The sequence below is a fragment of the Streptomyces apocyni genome, from assembly GCF_009739465.1.
Lineage (GTDB): Bacteria > Actinomycetota > Actinomycetes > Streptomycetales > Streptomycetaceae > Streptomyces > Streptomyces apocyni.
Map to the genome: position 1 here is coordinate 180716 of NZ_WHOM01000062.1, position 16546 is coordinate 197261.

Annotated in this window: 13 protein-coding genes; all 13 read left to right on the top strand. The window is 71.9% G+C overall.

From position 1 onward, the window contains the following. Positions 1 to 61: 61 nt before the first annotated feature. The 13 genes from GCN81_RS18400 to sbnA all read left to right on the top strand — a co-directional run bounded on the left by GCN81_RS18400 (position 62) and on the right by sbnA (position 16510). Positions 62 to 931: a hypothetical protein gene (locus GCN81_RS18400; RefSeq protein WP_156725729.1), complete on the top strand. Its 870-nt coding sequence runs from the start codon at positions 62 to 64 to the stop codon at positions 929 to 931. Beyond that, the gene (locus GCN81_RS18405; RefSeq protein WP_231626820.1) at positions 921 to 2300 is read left to right on the top strand and encodes a hypothetical protein; all 1380 of its coding nucleotides are present in this window, start codon (positions 921 to 923) and stop codon (positions 2298 to 2300) included. Before GCN81_RS18400 ends, GCN81_RS18405 begins: the two co-directional genes overlap by 11 nt. Beyond that, positions 2297 to 3922, top strand: a complete 1626-nt coding sequence (locus tag GCN81_RS18410; protein ID WP_156725730.1) for an SCO6880 family protein — start codon at positions 2297 to 2299, stop codon at positions 3920 to 3922. Before GCN81_RS18405 ends, GCN81_RS18410 begins: the two co-directional genes overlap by 4 nt. A 13-nt stretch (positions 3923 to 3935) precedes the next feature. Next, the gene (locus GCN81_RS18415) at positions 3936 to 5354 is read left to right on the top strand and encodes an ATP-binding protein (RefSeq protein ID WP_156725731.1); all 1419 of its coding nucleotides are present in this window, start codon (positions 3936 to 3938) and stop codon (positions 5352 to 5354) included. A 6-nt stretch (positions 5355 to 5360) separates the two neighbouring features. Beyond that, positions 5361 to 6884 (top strand): P-loop NTPase family protein, encoded by a 1524-nt coding sequence (locus tag GCN81_RS18420; RefSeq protein WP_156725732.1) that lies wholly within the window; start codon positions 5361 to 5363, stop codon positions 6882 to 6884. Positions 6885 to 7088: 204 nt separating this feature from the next. Next, positions 7089 to 8048 (top strand): ABC transporter ATP-binding protein, encoded by a 960-nt coding sequence (locus GCN81_RS18425; protein ID WP_156725733.1) that lies wholly within the window; start codon positions 7089 to 7091, stop codon positions 8046 to 8048. After that, complete coding sequence (locus GCN81_RS18430) at positions 8045 to 8875, top strand: ABC transporter permease (protein WP_156725734.1); 831 nt, start codon at positions 8045 to 8047, stop codon at positions 8873 to 8875. Before GCN81_RS18425 ends, GCN81_RS18430 begins: the two co-directional genes overlap by 4 nt. Before the next feature lie 76 nt (positions 8876 to 8951). Then, positions 8952 to 9902, top strand: coding sequence for an ACP S-malonyltransferase (locus tag GCN81_RS18435; RefSeq protein ID WP_156725735.1), 951 nt, complete (start codon positions 8952 to 8954; stop codon positions 9900 to 9902). Continuing rightward, the gene (locus GCN81_RS18440) at positions 9889 to 11463 is read left to right on the top strand and encodes a class I adenylate-forming enzyme family protein (RefSeq protein WP_156725736.1); all 1575 of its coding nucleotides are present in this window, start codon (positions 9889 to 9891) and stop codon (positions 11461 to 11463) included. Before GCN81_RS18435 ends, GCN81_RS18440 begins: the two co-directional genes overlap by 14 nt. Then, positions 11444 to 11719 (top strand): acyl carrier protein, encoded by a 276-nt coding sequence (locus tag GCN81_RS18445; protein WP_156725737.1) that lies wholly within the window; start codon positions 11444 to 11446, stop codon positions 11717 to 11719. Before GCN81_RS18440 ends, GCN81_RS18445 begins: the two co-directional genes overlap by 20 nt. Beyond that, on the top strand, positions 11716 to 13110 hold the full coding sequence (locus GCN81_RS18450) for an aminotransferase-like domain-containing protein (RefSeq protein ID WP_231626821.1): 1395 nt from the start codon (positions 11716 to 11718) through the stop codon (positions 13108 to 13110). Before GCN81_RS18445 ends, GCN81_RS18450 begins: the two co-directional genes overlap by 4 nt. After that, positions 13107 to 15467, top strand: a complete 2361-nt coding sequence (locus GCN81_RS18455; RefSeq protein WP_156725738.1) for a lantibiotic dehydratase — start codon at positions 13107 to 13109, stop codon at positions 15465 to 15467. The genes GCN81_RS18450 and GCN81_RS18455 overlap by 4 nt, the downstream gene beginning before the upstream one ends. Positions 15468 to 15574: 107 nt before the next feature. Continuing rightward, positions 15575 to 16510 carry a 2,3-diaminopropionate biosynthesis protein SbnA gene (gene sbnA / locus GCN81_RS18460; RefSeq protein WP_407697987.1) on the top strand — a complete coding sequence of 312 codons (936 nt, stop codon included), beginning with the start codon at positions 15575 to 15577 and terminating at the stop codon, positions 16508 to 16510. Positions 16511 to 16546 lie beyond the last annotated feature (36 nt).

Below are 16546 nucleotides of genomic sequence, written 5' to 3' on the forward strand. Positions count from 1 at the left end.
ACCAGCAGGGCTACCGTCTTACTACGCGGTTCAAGCAAAAGGTTGAGGGGGCGTACGCGGCATGAGTCTCGGCGAGGAGCGAGGCCGACCGGAGGACGGCGGCGACGGCGGGTACGCCAACCCTGACGACGGCTACGGCGGCACGGGCCAGACCCGTACCCGCCTCCCCGAGGGCCGGGACATCTACGGCGGCGCGCGCCGCCCCGCGCGCTCCTCACGCAGCCTCGTGACGGTCGTCGGCGTGGTCGTACTCCTCATCGCCGCGATCGCGTTCGCGAACCGTGGGGACGGCGGGGGCGACGGCTCCAGCGACAACGATGGCGGCGGCAAGCCAGGCGCGGCCCCGACGGCAGCGTCCGGCCAGGACCCGGTCACGGGGAAGGCGGGGGGCATCCCGACGGGGTACACGCGGGATCGCGAGGGCGCGCAGAGCGCGGCGGCGAACTATGCGGTGGCGCTGGGTTCTGACGGCATGTTCGACGCGGGACGTCGGCAGGAGATCGTGAGCACCGTATACGCCCCTGACGTGGCCGCTCAGCGGCAAGGCGACCTCGACAAGGTCTACTCCGACACGAAGTTCCTAACCAGCATCGGCCTGAACGAGGACGGCTCGCCCCCCAAGGACCAGACGTTCGTCTCTCGCTTCAGCCCGCTCGGCACCAAGGTCGAGAAGTACAGCGACGGCACCGCACGCGTCGCGGTCTGGTACTCAGCCCTGTTCGGGCTGGCCGGTACCGGCTCACCGAACCCGGTCTCCGAGAGTTGGTACACGAACACGTTCGACCTGAAGTGGGTCGATGGGGACTGGAAGGTCACCGACTTCGAGCAGGAAGAGGGCCCGGCCCCCGTGGCCCGTGACCAAACAGCCTCCACAGCCGAGGAGATGGCCGAGGCGGTTGAGCAGTTCGGAGGGTTCACCTATGCCCGGTAAACTTCGCCGCCGCGCTCTCCCCCTGACAGCCACCCTGGCGGCCGTGCAGGGGACCTGTCTGCTGCTCGCCTCACGAGTCGTCGCAGCGCCGGACCCGGACAACGACGACCCCTGTGATCTCATCCGCGGCCCCGCCAAGGAGTACTGCGAGAGCGGCGACGACAGTGGCGGCTCAACGAAAGACCCCACAGAAGGCGGCCTAGGCGTCCTAGACCCCCTCTCCTCCCTGGCCAAAGGCTGCGCCGAAGCCGCCTCCTGGACCGTCGACAAGCTCAGTAACGCCGTCGACTCCACCGCCAACGTCGACTTCACCAACCCCACCTTCCTCCAGCAGTACGCCGTCGTCTTCGCCGCCGCCACGATCCTCACCCTCCTCCTCTGGCTGCTCGCGGTAGCCAAGCGGGCCGTCCGGGGCGTCCCCCTCACCACCGCCATCTCCGAAGCCATCGGCTTCCTCTGGCTGACCGTCCTCGCCTCCGCCTTCACCCCCCTCATCCTCTACACGATCGTCTCGGCCACCGACGCCGTCAGTGAGGTCATCGCCAAGGGCACCGGCGGCCAGACCGACGCGTTCTTCGGGCAGTTCTCCGAGGCGCTGGAGAAGGGCGAGAACATCGGCGGCGGCCCGATCATGCTGATCGTCGTGTCGCTGGTGTCGATCCTCGCCGCGGGTGTCCTGTGGTTGGAACTCGTCCTCCGGGCGGCCCTCCTCTACGTCGGCGCTCTCCTCGGGACCGTCGTCTACGCAGGGCTGGTCGACAAGAACCTCTGGGGCCACGTACGCCGCTGGGCCGGGATCATGATCGCCGTGATCCTGGTCAAGCCGGTCATCGTGATCGTGCTCGGGCTCGCCGGGGCGCTCTCATCGGACGACGGGCCCGACTCGTTCTCCGCGGTCGTCTCCGGGCTGGCGATCATCCTGCTGGCCATCTTCGCGTCGGCGATGATCTACCGCTTCGTTCCCGGCTTCGGCGACGAGATCGCCGCGGGCCGCAACAACCGCATCATGCAGGGTGCCGAAGGCAAGGCCGCCGCCGTGATCTCCTCCCCGGCGTCGATGGTGTCGCAGGGCATCAAGACGCACAGCGGCCGTGGCGGAAGCGGAGGCGGCTCCGAAGGCGGCTCCCAGGCCGCCCGCCCCGCCAACCCCGCGAGCGGAGGCGTCGCCGCGCACGGCCAGCGCGGCCCCGCGCCCGCCGCGGCCCCGAAGGGCGGCGGAACTGTCCCCTCCGCCGCCCCCGCCCCCCGTACGAGCAGCCCCACCAGCGGACCGCACGGCTCCCGTGCGGCAGCGGCCGCCCCGCCTCGTACCACCGCGCCCACCGCGCCCCGCACACCGAACAACCGCACAGGAGGTGACGGGCGTTGACGACCCAGACTCACTCCCACGAGTCGCACCAGTCCTACCAGTCCCATACGGTCGCACCCCGCCGCACGTATCTCATCGGCCGCGCCCGGCCGAACGCGATCATCGGCAAGAACCGCGAGACCGGCGAGATCGCGCTGATCATCGCGGGCGCGTTCGTCGGCATGATGTGCGGACTGCTCGTCCCCGTCCTGTCGCTGCGGATCGTGCTCCTGATGGGCTTTCCGATGCTCGCGCTCGCCGCCGTCTACGTCCCGTACAACGGCCGCACCTTCTACCGGTGGTTCGAGATCAACCGCAGCTACAAGCGCAGCCTGCGCGGCAGCGGCAGAGCCGCCACCTACCGCTCGGGGGCGGCCGAGGCCGGAGTGCGCCTCGACGGCCGGGAGGTCGAGGTCGGGCCGCCGCCGGGGATCGGGCGGATCACCTGGCTGGCCGCGCCCTTCGGTCCTGACGAGATCGCCGTACTGCTGCACGCGGACCGCCGTACCGTCACCGCCGCCATCGAGATCGAGGGGCCGGGGGTCGGCCTGCGTGACTCCGAGGACCAGGAAGCCCTCGTCGACCGCTTCGGGACGCTGCTCAAGCATGTGGCGAACGGCGACGGGTTCGTCACCCGCATCCAGATGCTCGCCCGTACGCTGCCCGCCGACCCGGACGCCCACGCCAAGGACGTCGCGGCGCGCGGCAACGACCGGGCGCCAGGCTGGCTGCAGGGCTCGTACGACCAGCTCCAGTCCATGGTGTCCACCAGCAGCGAGCAGCACCGCGCCTACCTGGTCGCCTGCATGCACTACAACCGCGAACTGGCGGCCGAGGCCAGCACCCTGGCCCGCGCCTCCCGCGCGCACTCGGCCCCCGCTGACGCGTCCGGCGGCGCCTCCCGTGGCCGCAAACTGGACAAGGACGCCGGGCTCGCCATCGTCCTCGCCCGTGAGCTCACCGACATCTGCTCACGCCTCCAAGAGGCGGACATCCGCGTCCGCCAGCCGCTCGGCCAGGGCCGGTTGTCCTCGCTCGTCCACTCGATGTACGACCCGGACCACCCCATAGACCACATCCAGGCCATGACCCGGCGCAACGCCTGGCCCGCCGAACTGGACGCCATGGAGCCCACGTACCTCCAGGCGAAGACCCGCGAGTCCTCGACCCGTGAGCCCTGGTGCCACGCCACCGCCTGGGTGAAGGAGTGGCCGATGACGCCGGTCGGGGTGAACTTCCTCGCGCCGCTGCTCGTCCACACCCCGGACGTGATCCGTACGGTCGCGGTCACCATGGACCTCGAACCCACCGAGGTCGCGATCGAGCGGATGCTGACCGAGAAGACCAACGACGAGGCCGAGGCCTCCCGTCAGGCCAAGATGAACCGCACCGTCGACCCCCGCGACATGGCCGCCCACTCCCGCCTCGACCAGCGCGGCGAGGACCTGGCCAGCGGCGCGGCCGGGGTGAACCTGGTCGGCTACATCACGGTCTCGGCCCGCTCCCCCGAGGCACTGGCCCGCGACAAGCGCACCATCCGCGCCTCCGCCGGAAAGTCCTACCTCAAGCTGGAGTGGTGCGACCGCGAGCACCACCGCGCCTTCGTCAACACGCTCCCGTTCGCGACCGGCATCCGAAGGTAAGGGCGTACAGCTGATGCGAGACCCGCTGTCCATGCTGACCGACGCCTTCACCGCCTTCCTGTTCGGCAAGGTGGAGACCACCCGACTGCCCGTACGGACCTCGACCGGCCAGGCCCAGGCCGTCTACCTGCCGACCGCCGCGCCCGGCCTCGGCGACTCGGGCGTGATCATCGGCCGCGAGGTCTACAGCGGCAAGGGCTACATCTACGACCCCTTCCAGCTCTACGGGCAGCAGCTGCCCGCCCCGCACTGGCTGGTGCTCGGCGAGTCCGGCAACGGCAAGTCGGCGCTGGAGAAGACGTATGTGCTACGGCAGTTGCGCTTCCGCGACCGGCAGGTCGTGGTGCTCGACGCGCAGGGCGAGGACGGCGTCGGCGAATGGAACCTCATCGCGCAGGAGCTGGGTATAACGCCGATCCGGCTCGACCCGATGGCCGCCCTGGACCACGGCATCCGCCTCAACCCGCTCGACCCGTCCATCACCACGACCGGTCAGCTGGCGCTGCTGCGCACCATCATCGAGGTGGCGATGGGCCATGGCCTCGACGAGCGGTCCGGCTTCGCGCTGAAGGTGGCACACGCGTACGTCAACGAGACCATCGTGGACCGCCAGCCGGTCCTGACCGACATCGTGGAGCAACTCCGCCACCCGGAGCCGGAGTCCGCCGAGGCGATGAACGTGGCCATAGACGACGTACGGGCCTGGGGCCTGGATGTCGCGCTGGTCCTGGACCGCCTGGTCGACGGCGACCTGCGCGGCATGTTCGACGGCCCGACGACGGTGGGGATCGACCTGGACGCCCCGCTGATCGTCTTCGACCTGTCCCACATCGACCGTAACTCCATCGCCATGCCGATTCTGATGGCGATCGTCGGGGTCTGGCTGGAGCACACCTGGATCCGGCCCGACCGGAAGAAGCGCATCTTCCTGGTGGAGGAGGCCTGGCACATCATCAACTCGCCGTTCGTGGCGCAGCTGTTCCAGCGGCTGCTGAAGTTCGGGCGGCGGCTCGGCCTGTCCTTCGTCGCGGTCGTGCACCATCTCTCTGACGTGGTGGACGGCTCGGCGGCCAAGGAGGCGGCGGCGATCCTGAAGATGGCCTCGACCAGGACGATTTACGCGCAGAAGGCGGACGAGGCACGGGCCACGGGCCGGGTGCTGGGCCTCCCGCGCTGGGCGGTGGAGATCATCCCGACCCTCACCCCCGGCATCGCGGTCTGGGATGTGAACGGCAACGTCCAGGTGGTCAAACACCTGATCACGGAGACCGAGCGGCCCCTGGTCTACACGGACCGGGCGATGACGGAGTCGTCGGCCGCGCCCGATTCGATCCACGATGATCTGCTGGCCGCCGAGCGGGAGGCGGAGGAGCGGGCGGCGGCGTATATGGAACAGCAGTGGGGCGACTCGTCCGAGTCCACGGTGGCGTGAGGTGACATGAGAGAGCCGTACGAGCAGCCCAGGCGCGCTCCAGGGGATGGGGGCGGGGGCGGCGTCCCGGACGGACTGCTGATCGGCGTCCTGGCCTTCATCGTCGGCCTGACGTTCCTGGCCTGGTCCTCCACCGGCCTCGCGGGCCTGCTCGCCCACGGCTCCTGGCCTGAGGGCGTGACGTTCTCGCGTACGGCCATCGCCGTACGGCACCTGGTGTCGGAACCCCACGACGTGGCGGGCGCGTGGCCGTCCACGCCTGCGGAACAGCTCACGGGGTACGGGCTGTTCTGGGGCCTGTTGATCGGCCAGGTGCTGGTGCTGATCGTGCTGACGATCTTCGTGATGGGTACGGTGACGAGGTGGCGCGCGGTACGGGCGATGCGGCGGGCGAAGGCTGCGGCGGTGGCGGGGGCGACCGAGGCCAAGGTCGAGAGCGAGGCCGCGGGCGAGCCCGCACCGAAGCCCGCACAGGTGCAGCCACCACCCGCGACGGACGTGCCAAGCACCACGAACGTGACCAGCGCACCCCCAACAAGTACGCCCACGATCAGCACCCCCACGCTCAGCACGCCCCTGCCAGCACCAAGAACCCCCACCCCCACCCCCACCCCACCTCTCGTACTCGGCGACACCGAGACCAGACGCCCCGCCGCCGTGCAAGCCGTACAAGACGCTGAAGGCGCCGCGCTCGTCGTCACCTCCGACCCCACCGTGTGGGAGGAAACCAAGGACGCCAGGTCCAAGCTCGGCCCCGTACTGCTCTACGACCCCGCCCACCTCTGCGACACCCCGGCCCGCATGCACTGGAACCCCGGCAGCGGCTGCCAGGACAAGGACACGGCCAGAGCCAGGGCCCAAGCCCTACTAGCCCCCGTCCGCCCAACTGCCAAGCTGGACACAGCCGTAGCGGACACCGCCGAGACCCTACTGCGCAGCTACCTGCACGCCGCAGCCGTGGACGGCCGCGAGTTCAAGCACGTACACCGCTGGTGCCAGGGCACCCAGGTCCAGGACGCCGTACGCATCCTGCGCACCCACCCCAAGGCAGCACCGGGCACGGCGGGCGAGCTGGAAAGCCAACTCACCGCACACCCCGAACGCCGGGACATGGCCCAGGAACTGACGGCCCGAGCCCTGTCCTCCCTCTTCTCCATCCACATCCGCGAGTCCTGCGCCCCAAACCGAACAGACGCCCTCACGCTGGATTCCTTCGTGGCCGAAGGGGGCACGCTGTATGTGGTCGGTGAGTCCATCGAGGACCCCAGGTCCCAGCCGGGCGCGATGCCACTCCTCACCGCGCTCGCGTCAAACGTGGTCGAGCACGGCCGGCGCATGGCCGCAGGGTCATCCTCCGGTCGGCTCGACCCACCACTGACGCTCGTCCTGGACGACATCGCCGCGGTAGCTCCCCTCCCCCAACTCCCCGACCTCCTCGCCACAGGCCCCGACCAGGGCCTGCCGACCCTCGCGCTCCTCCGCTCCCACGAACAGGGCCGCTCCCGCTGGCCGGAGTCCCTGGGCGGCTGACCGGACAGCCGCCGGAGCCGCCGGAGCCGCCCGAGCTGCCCGAGCTGCCCGAGCCGCCCGAGCCGCCCGAGCCGCCCGAGCTGCCGGACAGCCATCGGATAGCGGGCGGATAGCCACCGGGTAGCCAGCCGGGCCGCGGCCGATAGACGGCACGGGAAGAGTGGTTCTCGCCAGGCAGCCCCGTGGAGATGGTGAGGACCGAAGATGATCAAATCCCGACCGCGCCCGGTGTCCGAGGAGGTGACGTCCCCGGATGCCGTTCAGCTCAGCTCGGTCGTGAAGCGGTTCAGCGATACCAGGGGAGAGCGTTTCACCGCCGTCGACGGCATCGACCTGCGCATCCGGCGGGGCGAGATCCTGGCGTTCCTCGGGCCGAACGGCGCGGGCAAGACCACCACCATCGACATGCTGCTCGGACTGACCCGGCCCGACGAGGGCTCGGTGGAGCTGTTCGGACGTGAGCCGCGGCAGGCGGTGCGCTCCGGGCAGGTCGCGGCGGTGCTCCAGACCGGCGGACTGCTGCCCGACCTGACCGTCGAGGCCACCGTTCGGATGCTTGGCTCGCTGCACCCGGGCTCCGACGCGGACGCGGTGCTGGCGCGGGCCGGACTCGACGGGCTGCGGGGCCGCCGCGTCGCGGAGTGCTCCGGCGGCGAGCAGCAGCGGCTGCGGTTCGCCCTCGCCCTGCTCTCCGGGCCTGAGCTGCTGGTCCTCGACGAGCCGACCGCCGGGATGGACGTCGTCGCCCGCCGGGACTTCTGGGCCGCCGTCCGCGAGGACGCCGAGCGCGGGATGACGGTCATGTTCGCCACCCACTACATGGAGGAGGCGGACCGGTTCGCGGACCGGGTGGTGATGATCGACCGCGGTCGCGTCGTCGCCGACGGATCGGTGTCCGACGTGCGGTCCGCGCTCAGTGGGCGCACGGTGTCGGCGCGGACCGGCGAGCGGACCGCCGCCGCCCTCGCCCGGTCCCCGCTGGTGCGATCGTGCACCCTGCGCGGTGGCCGGTACCACTTCGACACCACCGACTCCGACGCGCTGCTGCGCCTGCTGGTCGGGCAGAACTCGGCCACCGAGATCGAAGTCACCCCACGCAGCCTCGAAGAGGCCTTCATGACCATCACGCAGCACGGCCGTACCGTCGAGGAGGGAACCCGATGAGCGCCCCCTCCGCGCCCTCCGCGCCCTCCGCACCCTCCGCCCCTTTCTGGTCCGCCCGCGGGGCAAGGACCTCTCCGTTCAGCGGCGTCAACGCCGTCTTCATCGGCTACGAACTGCGCCGCCGCTTCAACCGGCAGACCACGATCTTCACGCTACTGCTGCCGACCGTGCTGTACCTGGCGCTGTTCCGCACCGCGCCCGACGACGCCACACTCCCGCACGGCAACTTCGCGGCCTGGATGATGACCGGCATCGCCGTGTACGGAGCGGCGACCGCGGCCGTCAGCTCCGCGGCCACCATCTCCATGGAGAAGGCGTCCGGCTGGATGCGCACCATGGCGCTCAGCCCGCTCGCGCCGCCCGGCTACCTCTTCGTCAAGGTGCTGTCCTCCGTGCTGATGGCGGCGGTGCCGGTGGTCATCGTCGGCGTGCTCGGCACCTTCACCGGCGTGCGGGCCACCGCCACGGTGTGGGTGACGTCGCTGCTGGTGGCGTGGCTCGGCTCCGCCGTGTTCGCCGCGCTCGGCATCACGCTGGGTCTCGCCCTCAAACCCGACACCGTGATGCACATGCCGGGTCTGACGATGACGGCACTCGCGTTCCTCGGCAATCTCTTCATCCCGCTGTCCGGCACGATGCTGGAGATCTCCCGGTACTCGCCGATGTTCGGCGTCTCCACGCTGGCCCGCTACGGCCTGACCGACGGCTACTCCTTCAGCGGCGAGCACTCCAGCCTCGCGCTGGCGGTGGTCAACACCGTCGCCTGGTTCGCGGCCTTCTCCTTCATGGCCGTACGCCGGTTCCGCAAGAGCACCGGCCGCGGCTAGCTCTCCGATACCAGGTTCCCCCTACCAGGTTCCCCCGTACCGGCCGCCGTCACCGCACGACAGGAGATTCGAACGCATGTACGCATTCGTTGCGCCGGGGCAAGGCGCCCAGACGCCGGGCATGCTGGCCGGCTGGCTGCGCGATCCGGAGTACGCCGAGCGGCTGCGGGCCTGGTCCGATGCCGCCGACGTGGACCTCCTACACCTCGGCGGCAAGGCGACGGCCGCCGAGATCACCCGCACCGACCACGCCCAGCCGCTGCTCGTCGCCGCCGGACTCCTCGCCTACGAGGCGCTCGGCCCGGCCTGGCCCGGGGGACAGCTGGTGGCCGCCGGGCACTCGGTCGGGGAGCTGACCGCGGCGGTCTACGCCGGAGCGCTCACCCCCGCCGACGCCGTACGGCTCGCCGCCGTACGGGGCCGGGCGATGGCCGCCGCCTGCGCCGAGACCCCCACCTCGATGGCGGCCGTGGTCGGTGGCGACGAGGCCGGAGTTCTCGACCGCATCGGCGAACTGGGGCTGTACGCGGCCACGTTCAACGGTCCCGGCCAGATCGTCGCGGCCGGAGCCGTGGCGGACCTGGAGCGGCTCGCCGCCGCCCCGCCGCCCGCTGCCGCGGTCAAGCCGCTTCCGGTCGCGGGCGCCTTCCACACCCCGTACATGGAGTCCGCGCGGCGGGCCGTCGCGGCGGCGGCCGAGCGGACACCGTTCCTGCGGCCGACCGGGACGCTGCTGTCGAACGCCGACGGCACCGTCGTCAGCGAGCCGGACGACGTCCGCCACCGCCTCGTCGAACAGGTGGTCAGGCCGGTGCGCTGGGACCTGTGCCTGGCCACGCTCGGCCGGATCGCGCCCGAGGTGACGGTCTGTCTGCCGCCCGCCCGCACCCTCGCGGGCATCTACAAGCGCCAGTTGCCCACGCTCGCCGTCGTCCGCGTGACCGCTCCCCGCGACCTCGACACGGTGCGGGCACGGCTCGGCGCGGCCGTCTCCCGGAAGGAGGACCTCGGCCATGCCCGTGTCTGACCTTCTCACCCATGCTCGCGATGAGCACCCCGGCCGCGTCGCGCTCATCGACGCCGAAGGCCCGCTGACCTACGCCGAGCTGGGCACCGAGGCCGACCGGGCGGCCAGCTGGCTGCGCCGCCAGGGGGTGTGCGCGGGCGACCGGGTCGTCCACGCGGGCGCGGGCGACCGCACCTTCCTCGCCCTGCTGTGGGGCGCGCTGCGCATCGGGGCTGTCTTCGTCCCCGTACACCCCGGCCTGACGGACGACCAGACGGACCACATCGTGCGGGACTGCGCGGCCGCCCTCGCGCTCGGCCCGTCGGCCGGGGGCGCGGGCGCCCGGGTCACCGTCGAAGTGGAGCGGGCCGCGCGAGAGATACGGGAGATACGACGGACACGGCAGGCACCGGCCCATCCCGTCACCCCCGATTTCGCCACCGCCGAGGTCGCGGACGACGCGGTCGCCCTGCTGATCTACACCTCCGGCACCACGGGACGCCCCAAGGGCGTCGTCTGCCCGCACCGCCAGGTACTCGCCGCCGTCCGCGCCATCAACGACCGCCTCGGCTACCGCGCCGACGACGTGGTGCTGTGCCGACTGCCGCTCTCCTTCGACTACGGCCTCTACCAGGCCCTGCTGTGCGCACTCACGGGCGCCACCCTGGTCCTCGCCGACCGGGACGGCGACCTCGGCCTGATCAGGACCATCGAACGCCACGGCGTCACCGTCATCCCGCTCGTGCCCTCACTCGCGCGGATCCTCGCCCTGCTCCGGAAGAAACCGCGCCGCCCCACGACGGTCCGGCTGTTCACCAACACCGGCGCCCGGCCCAGCCGCGCCGTGATGGGCGACCTGCTCGACGCCTTCCCCGGCTCGGTCTTCGCGTCCATGTACGGGATGACCGAGTGCAAGCGCGTCTCGGTCCTCGACCCCGCCCTGTACGCGGAGCACCCCGAATCGGTGGGCCGGTCCATCCCCGGCGACCACATACGGATCGTCGGCCCGGACCAGCGGACGCTGCCTCCGGGCGAGGTCGGCGAGATCGTCGTGTGGGGCGAGACCGTGATGGCCGGGTACTGGGGAGTCCCCCTGGAGCGGCAGAGCCGGTACGTGCGCCGCGCCGACGGCTCCCTCGAACTCCACACCGGCGACCAGGGGCGGCTCGACTCCAACGGGCTGCTGTACTTCGTCGGCCGCGACGACGACATGATCAAGCGGCGCGGTGTCCGGATGGCCCTGTCGGAGATCGAGTACGCCGCCGAGCGCGTCCCCGGCGTATACGCGGCCGTCGCCCCGTGCCCCGCCGACGAGGACGCCCGGCTGCTGCTCGCCGTGCAGACGGAACTCGGCCCGGACGAGGTCCGTACCGCCCTCTCCCGCCACCTGGACCCGGCCCGCCTCCCCGACCGGATCGTCCGGATCGGCACCGTACCGCTGACCGCCAACGGAAAACCCGACCGCGCGGCCGTCGCCCGGCTGCTCATGGCCGAGGGCGACGACGGCTCGACCGGCGGCACCCGCACAGCCACTGACATCACCGCACCCACGAGGAACCCCCATGAACCAGCCGCAGTTTGACCAGCTCGTCGAGGAGATCTGCGCCGTGCGGGTCACCGACTCCGAAACGCCGCTCGTGGACCTCGGCGTGGACTCGCTGCACACCGTCGCCCTGGTGATGGCCGTCGAGGACCGGTTCGGCATCGAGCTGGACCCCGATGCCCTCGCTGACCTCTCCCTCACCTCGTCGGCCGGTCTGCTGAGGGTCGTGCGCGAACAGCTGCCGGGCCGCGCGCCCGCGCCGTCCGGCAGCACGTCCGCGCCGTCGGGGGAATGACCGCCATGTGGACCGACACGCAACCCGCGGCCGGGATGCCCAGGCTGTTCGAACGCGGCGAGGACCTGATCTCGTTCGCCGGTGGCCTGCCGGACCTCGACCTGCTGCCGTTGAAGGAACTCTCCGAGCAGCTGGCCCGGCTGACCCGGCTCGGCGGACGGATCGCCCTCCAGTACAGCACCCCGCACCTGGCCAAGGCCCTCGTCCCGGCGATCACCGATCTGATGGCCCGGGAGGGCGGCAGCGCCGGGGGCGCCGGGAACCTGGTACCGACCGCGGGCTCCCAGATGGGGCTGCTCGCCCTCGGCCTCGGCCTCGCCACACCGGGTGAGACCGTGCTCTGCCAGACCCCCGCCTACCCGGGCGCGGCAGCCGCGTTCCGCACGGCGGGGCTGCGACCGTACGGCGCCCCCGAGGACGCCGAGGGGCTCGATCCGCAGGCGCTGCGCGCGACCGTGGCACGGCTGCGTGCCGAAGGGCGGCAAGTGCGGATGCTCTACTGCAACCCGACCTTCCAGAATCCCACCGGCGCGACCCTGTCCGTCGAGCGCCGTCACCAACTCCTCGACGTCGCCCGGGAGTCAGGCCTGCTGATCGTCGAGGACAACCCGTACGGACTGCTCGGCTTCGACGGGCGCACCTTCCAGACCCTCCAGGGGATCGATCCGGAGAACGTCGTCTATCTCGGCACCTTCTCCAAGGTCTTCGCTCCTGGCCTGCGCTGCGGATGGATCGCCGCGCCCGAGCCGCTCGCCGGGCGACTGCGCCGTACGACCGAGGTGATGGCGCTGTCCCCTTCGGCGTTCACCCAGGCCGCGCTCGCCGCGTTCCACGCCCGCAGCGGGTGGGACACGCTGCTCGACGCCTACCGGGAGCGCTACCGGGAGCGGTGCGGGCTGATGGCCGACGCGCTCCAGCGGGAGCTGGGTACGGACGGGCCCTGGCGGTGGCGGCGGCCGGATGGCGGCTTCTATCTGTGGCTGCGGCACACGGGTCGCGCCGGCACCCGGCGCCTGGCGGTCGCCGCCGCGGAGCAAGGCGTCTCCTTCGTGCCCGGCGGCCACTTCGGGCTGGACGGGGAGTGCGCCGACACGCTGCGGCTCTGTTTCAGCAACGCCCCTCGTGACCGCATCGCCGAGGGCGTCTCCCGTCTCGCGGTCGCACTGCGCGACGCGGAAACCGACGCGAAGGTCACCGCGGAAACCGACTCGCGCGCGGGCGCAGGTGCGGGCGCGGGCTCGTACTTGAGCCCGGACTCGGACGCGGACTCGGACTCGGACGCGGACTCGGGCCCGGACGCGGACTCGGGCACAGGCGCGGACTCGGGCACAGGCGCGGACTCGGGCACAGGCGCGAGCACGGGCACAGGCGCCGAGAGGCGGGCCGCGTGACCAGCACCCGTGAAGCGCCGCACGCGCACGACTGGGCCGACTTCCGGCCCACCCGTCGCCTCGGCGACAGCCAGTGGCACACCTGGGGCGTCGGGCTGCTGCGCAGCGCCGGGTTCCCCGCCTCGGGTGTCGCCCTGCTCGGCGGGCCGACCGCCGCGGCCGCTGCCGACCGCGGCGACCCAGGCGCCTTCGCCGCCGCCTACCGCGCCGACAGCGAGGCCGAGTCACGGCGCCTGGCCGACCTCGCCCGAGACGAGCGGGTCCGTACGGCCATCGCCTGGCAGAACCGGACCGTCTACCGGATCCTCGACGCGCTCGCCGCGGGCACCGGCAAGGAGTCCAAGCGCAGACAGCGCGAACGCACCCTCGCCATGTACTGGCTGCGCTACTGCGCCAAGGCCGAGACGATCGGCTTCTTCGGCCCGGCCGCCTGGCTCTCCGTCGGTCGCGTACCCGAGGCGCTCACGGTGGACCACGGCGAGCGGCTGACCGTGGAGAGCCGTACGTTCTTCGAGCGCTGGGCGCTGGCCGCCCTCGCGGACTGGATGGTCGCCCAGCCGGGCGCCCGCTGGTGGTTCCCGCCGTTGCCGCGCCCCGACGTCCACCTCGACGGCGACCGGCTGCTCCTGCCGGGCGGACGGGTCACGCGGCTGCGCCCGGAGGACCGCCAGATCCTCGGGTACGCGGACGGGGAGCGCAATGGCGCGGCGATCACCGATGCCCTCGTACACGAGGACGGCTGGGCGGCGGACGGGGCGCGGGCCCGTGTCGAGAAGGTCCTGACGCGGCTGCTCAAGCAGCGCCTGCTGACCTGGGACGCCAACATCCCGGTCGATGTGCGGGCCGAGCGGATCCTGCGGCGGCGGGTGGCCGCCGTCGCCGACCCCGAACTCTTCGCCCGCTTCGAGACGGTACTCGCCGAGCTCGACCGGCATCGCGACGCCATCGACGCGGCCGCCGCCGTCTCCGCAGACGAACTCGCCCTGCGACTCGACGCGTTGGACGCCTTCTTCGTCCGTACGACCGGACTCGACGCGTCCCGCGACGAGGGCAAGGCGTACGCGGGCCGCACCCTCTGCTATCAGGACGCGGTGCGCGACTGCCGGGTCGAGCTCGGCACCGACCTGCTGGACACCGTCGCCCGCCCGCTCGCCCTGGTGGCGGACGCGGCGGACTGGTTCGGCAACCGGGTCGTGGAGCTGGTCGAGGCGGAGGTCGCCGCTCTCGTACGGGCCACTGCCGCGCGGCGCTCCGCCGTCACGCTCGCCGACGTATGGCCGCGGGTGCTCGGCCTGTTCTGGGGCGACGGCGCCGTACCGGTGCACACCGCGACCCGTGAACTCGCCGAGAGGTGGGGAGAGGTGCTGGACCCGGCTGGTGCGGCGCGCGTCGGTCCACGGGGCGATCCGCGAGTCGACCTGCGGGTCGAGGACATCGAGGAGCGGGCGAGCGCCGCCTTTCGCACCGGGCCGGTCCGCTCGCCCCATCTCGCCCTGCACAGCCCGGACCTCCAGCTGCTCCAGGGGACGGACGGGGGCCTGACGGTCGTCCTCGGCGAGCTGCACGCCTGTCTCGCCACCTGCGACCTGCCGTTCCTCGACTGGACCGGCGATCGGACCGGCGATCGGACCGGCGGCCGGACCGCCGACGGGGGCTCCCTGCGCGACAAGGTGAACGCCGCGATCGACGCGCCGCGTCTGGTGCCGCTGCTCCCGGTCGACTGGAAGCGCAACAGTGGCCGTATGGTGCCCGCGCCCATCGGGGCGGGTGACCGGCTCATCGGGTTCGCCCGGGCTCCGTTCGACGACCGCTCGCGCATCGACGCGGCCGTCGCGATCACGCTGGCCGAACGGAACGGCACGGTCACCGCCACCACGCCCGACGGGCGCGTGTGGAGCATGGCCGAACTGCTCGCCGTCCCGGTGTCGATCATCGCGGCGGACGCCTTCAAGATCGGGCTGGACCGGGCACACGCCCCGCGCGTCACTCTCGGCGGGTTGGTCCTGTTCCGGGAGACCTGGCGGGTGCGGGCCGGGGAGATCCCGCTCGCCGCCAAGCCCGACCGGGAGCGCGACTACCTGGCGGTGCGGCGATGGCTGCGCGACAGCGGGCTGCCCGACCGGGCGTTCGTGAAGTTCCCGCAGGAGACGAAGCCGTCCCTGGTCGACTTCACCAGCCCCACCCTCATGCTGTCGTTCGCCAACCTCGTCCGCCGCACCCAGCGCCGCGACGCGGACGCCACCGTGATCCTCAGCGAGCCGCTGCCCCACCCGGAGGACTCCTGGCTGACGGACGCCGACGGTGAGCGCTACGTCAGTGAACTCCGGCTCCAGATCAGCAGAAAGGTACGGGAGTGACCGTGGCCTCCTCTGCCGCGGCGCCCCGCGCCGCCGCGGCCCGTCGCAGCGATCCGGCCCGCCCCGACGATGCGCCCCGCCCCAGCCATCCGGACATCATCGCGACGATCGGCGCCACCCCTCTGGTCGCCCTCGACCGGCTGTTCCCTCCGGCGCGCTTCCAGGTGTACGGCAAGTGCGAGCGGTTCAACCCGGGCGGCTCGATCAAGGACCGCGCCGCCCGATCGATGATCGAACACGCTCTTTCCACCGGGGAGTTGCTGCCCGGCGTCTCCACCGTCGTGGAGTCCTCCTCCGGGAACCTGGGCATCGCCCTGGCCCAGTTGTGCAGCTTCCACCGGCTCGGCCTGATCTGTGTCGTCGACCCACGGACCACCCCTCAGAACACCGCGATCATGCGGGCGTACGGGGCGACGGTCGAGACCGTGGACCGCGACCCGGAGAGCGGCGAGTACCTGCCGTCCCGGATCAGGCGGGTGCACGAACTCCTGCGCACGGTGCCCGACGCCTACTGGCCCAACCAGTACGGCAACGAGGACAACGCCCGCGCCCACCACCACACCATGCGCGAGATCCACGAAGCTCTCCCGAAGGCCCCCGACTACCTCTTCGTCGCCGCCGGAACCACCGGCACGCTGCGCGGCTGCGCCGAATACATCACCGCGGAGGGCCTGCGCACGCAGGTGGTGGCGGTGGACGCGGTGGGCAGCGTGATCTTCGGCCCGCCCGAGCCCTGGGAGCGCGGACACCGCCGCACCATCCCCGGGCACGGAGCAGCGGTGGTCCCGCCGCTGCTGCGCACCGGTCTCGCGGACCGGGTGGTGAAGGTGACCGACCTGGACTGCGTGCGCGGCTGCCGCCAACTCCTGGCGAAGGAGTCGATCCTCGCGGGCGGCTCGTCCGGCGCGGTCACGGCGGCCCTGCTGGACGCCGCCTCCTGGATCGGACCGGGCGCCACCTGCGTCGCGATCCTCCCCGACGGGGGCGACCGCTACCTCGACACGATCTACAGCGACACCTGGGTGGAGTCGCGCTTCGGCTGACGTCGCCCAGCTGCCCTCCTCCCTCGTACATCCCGC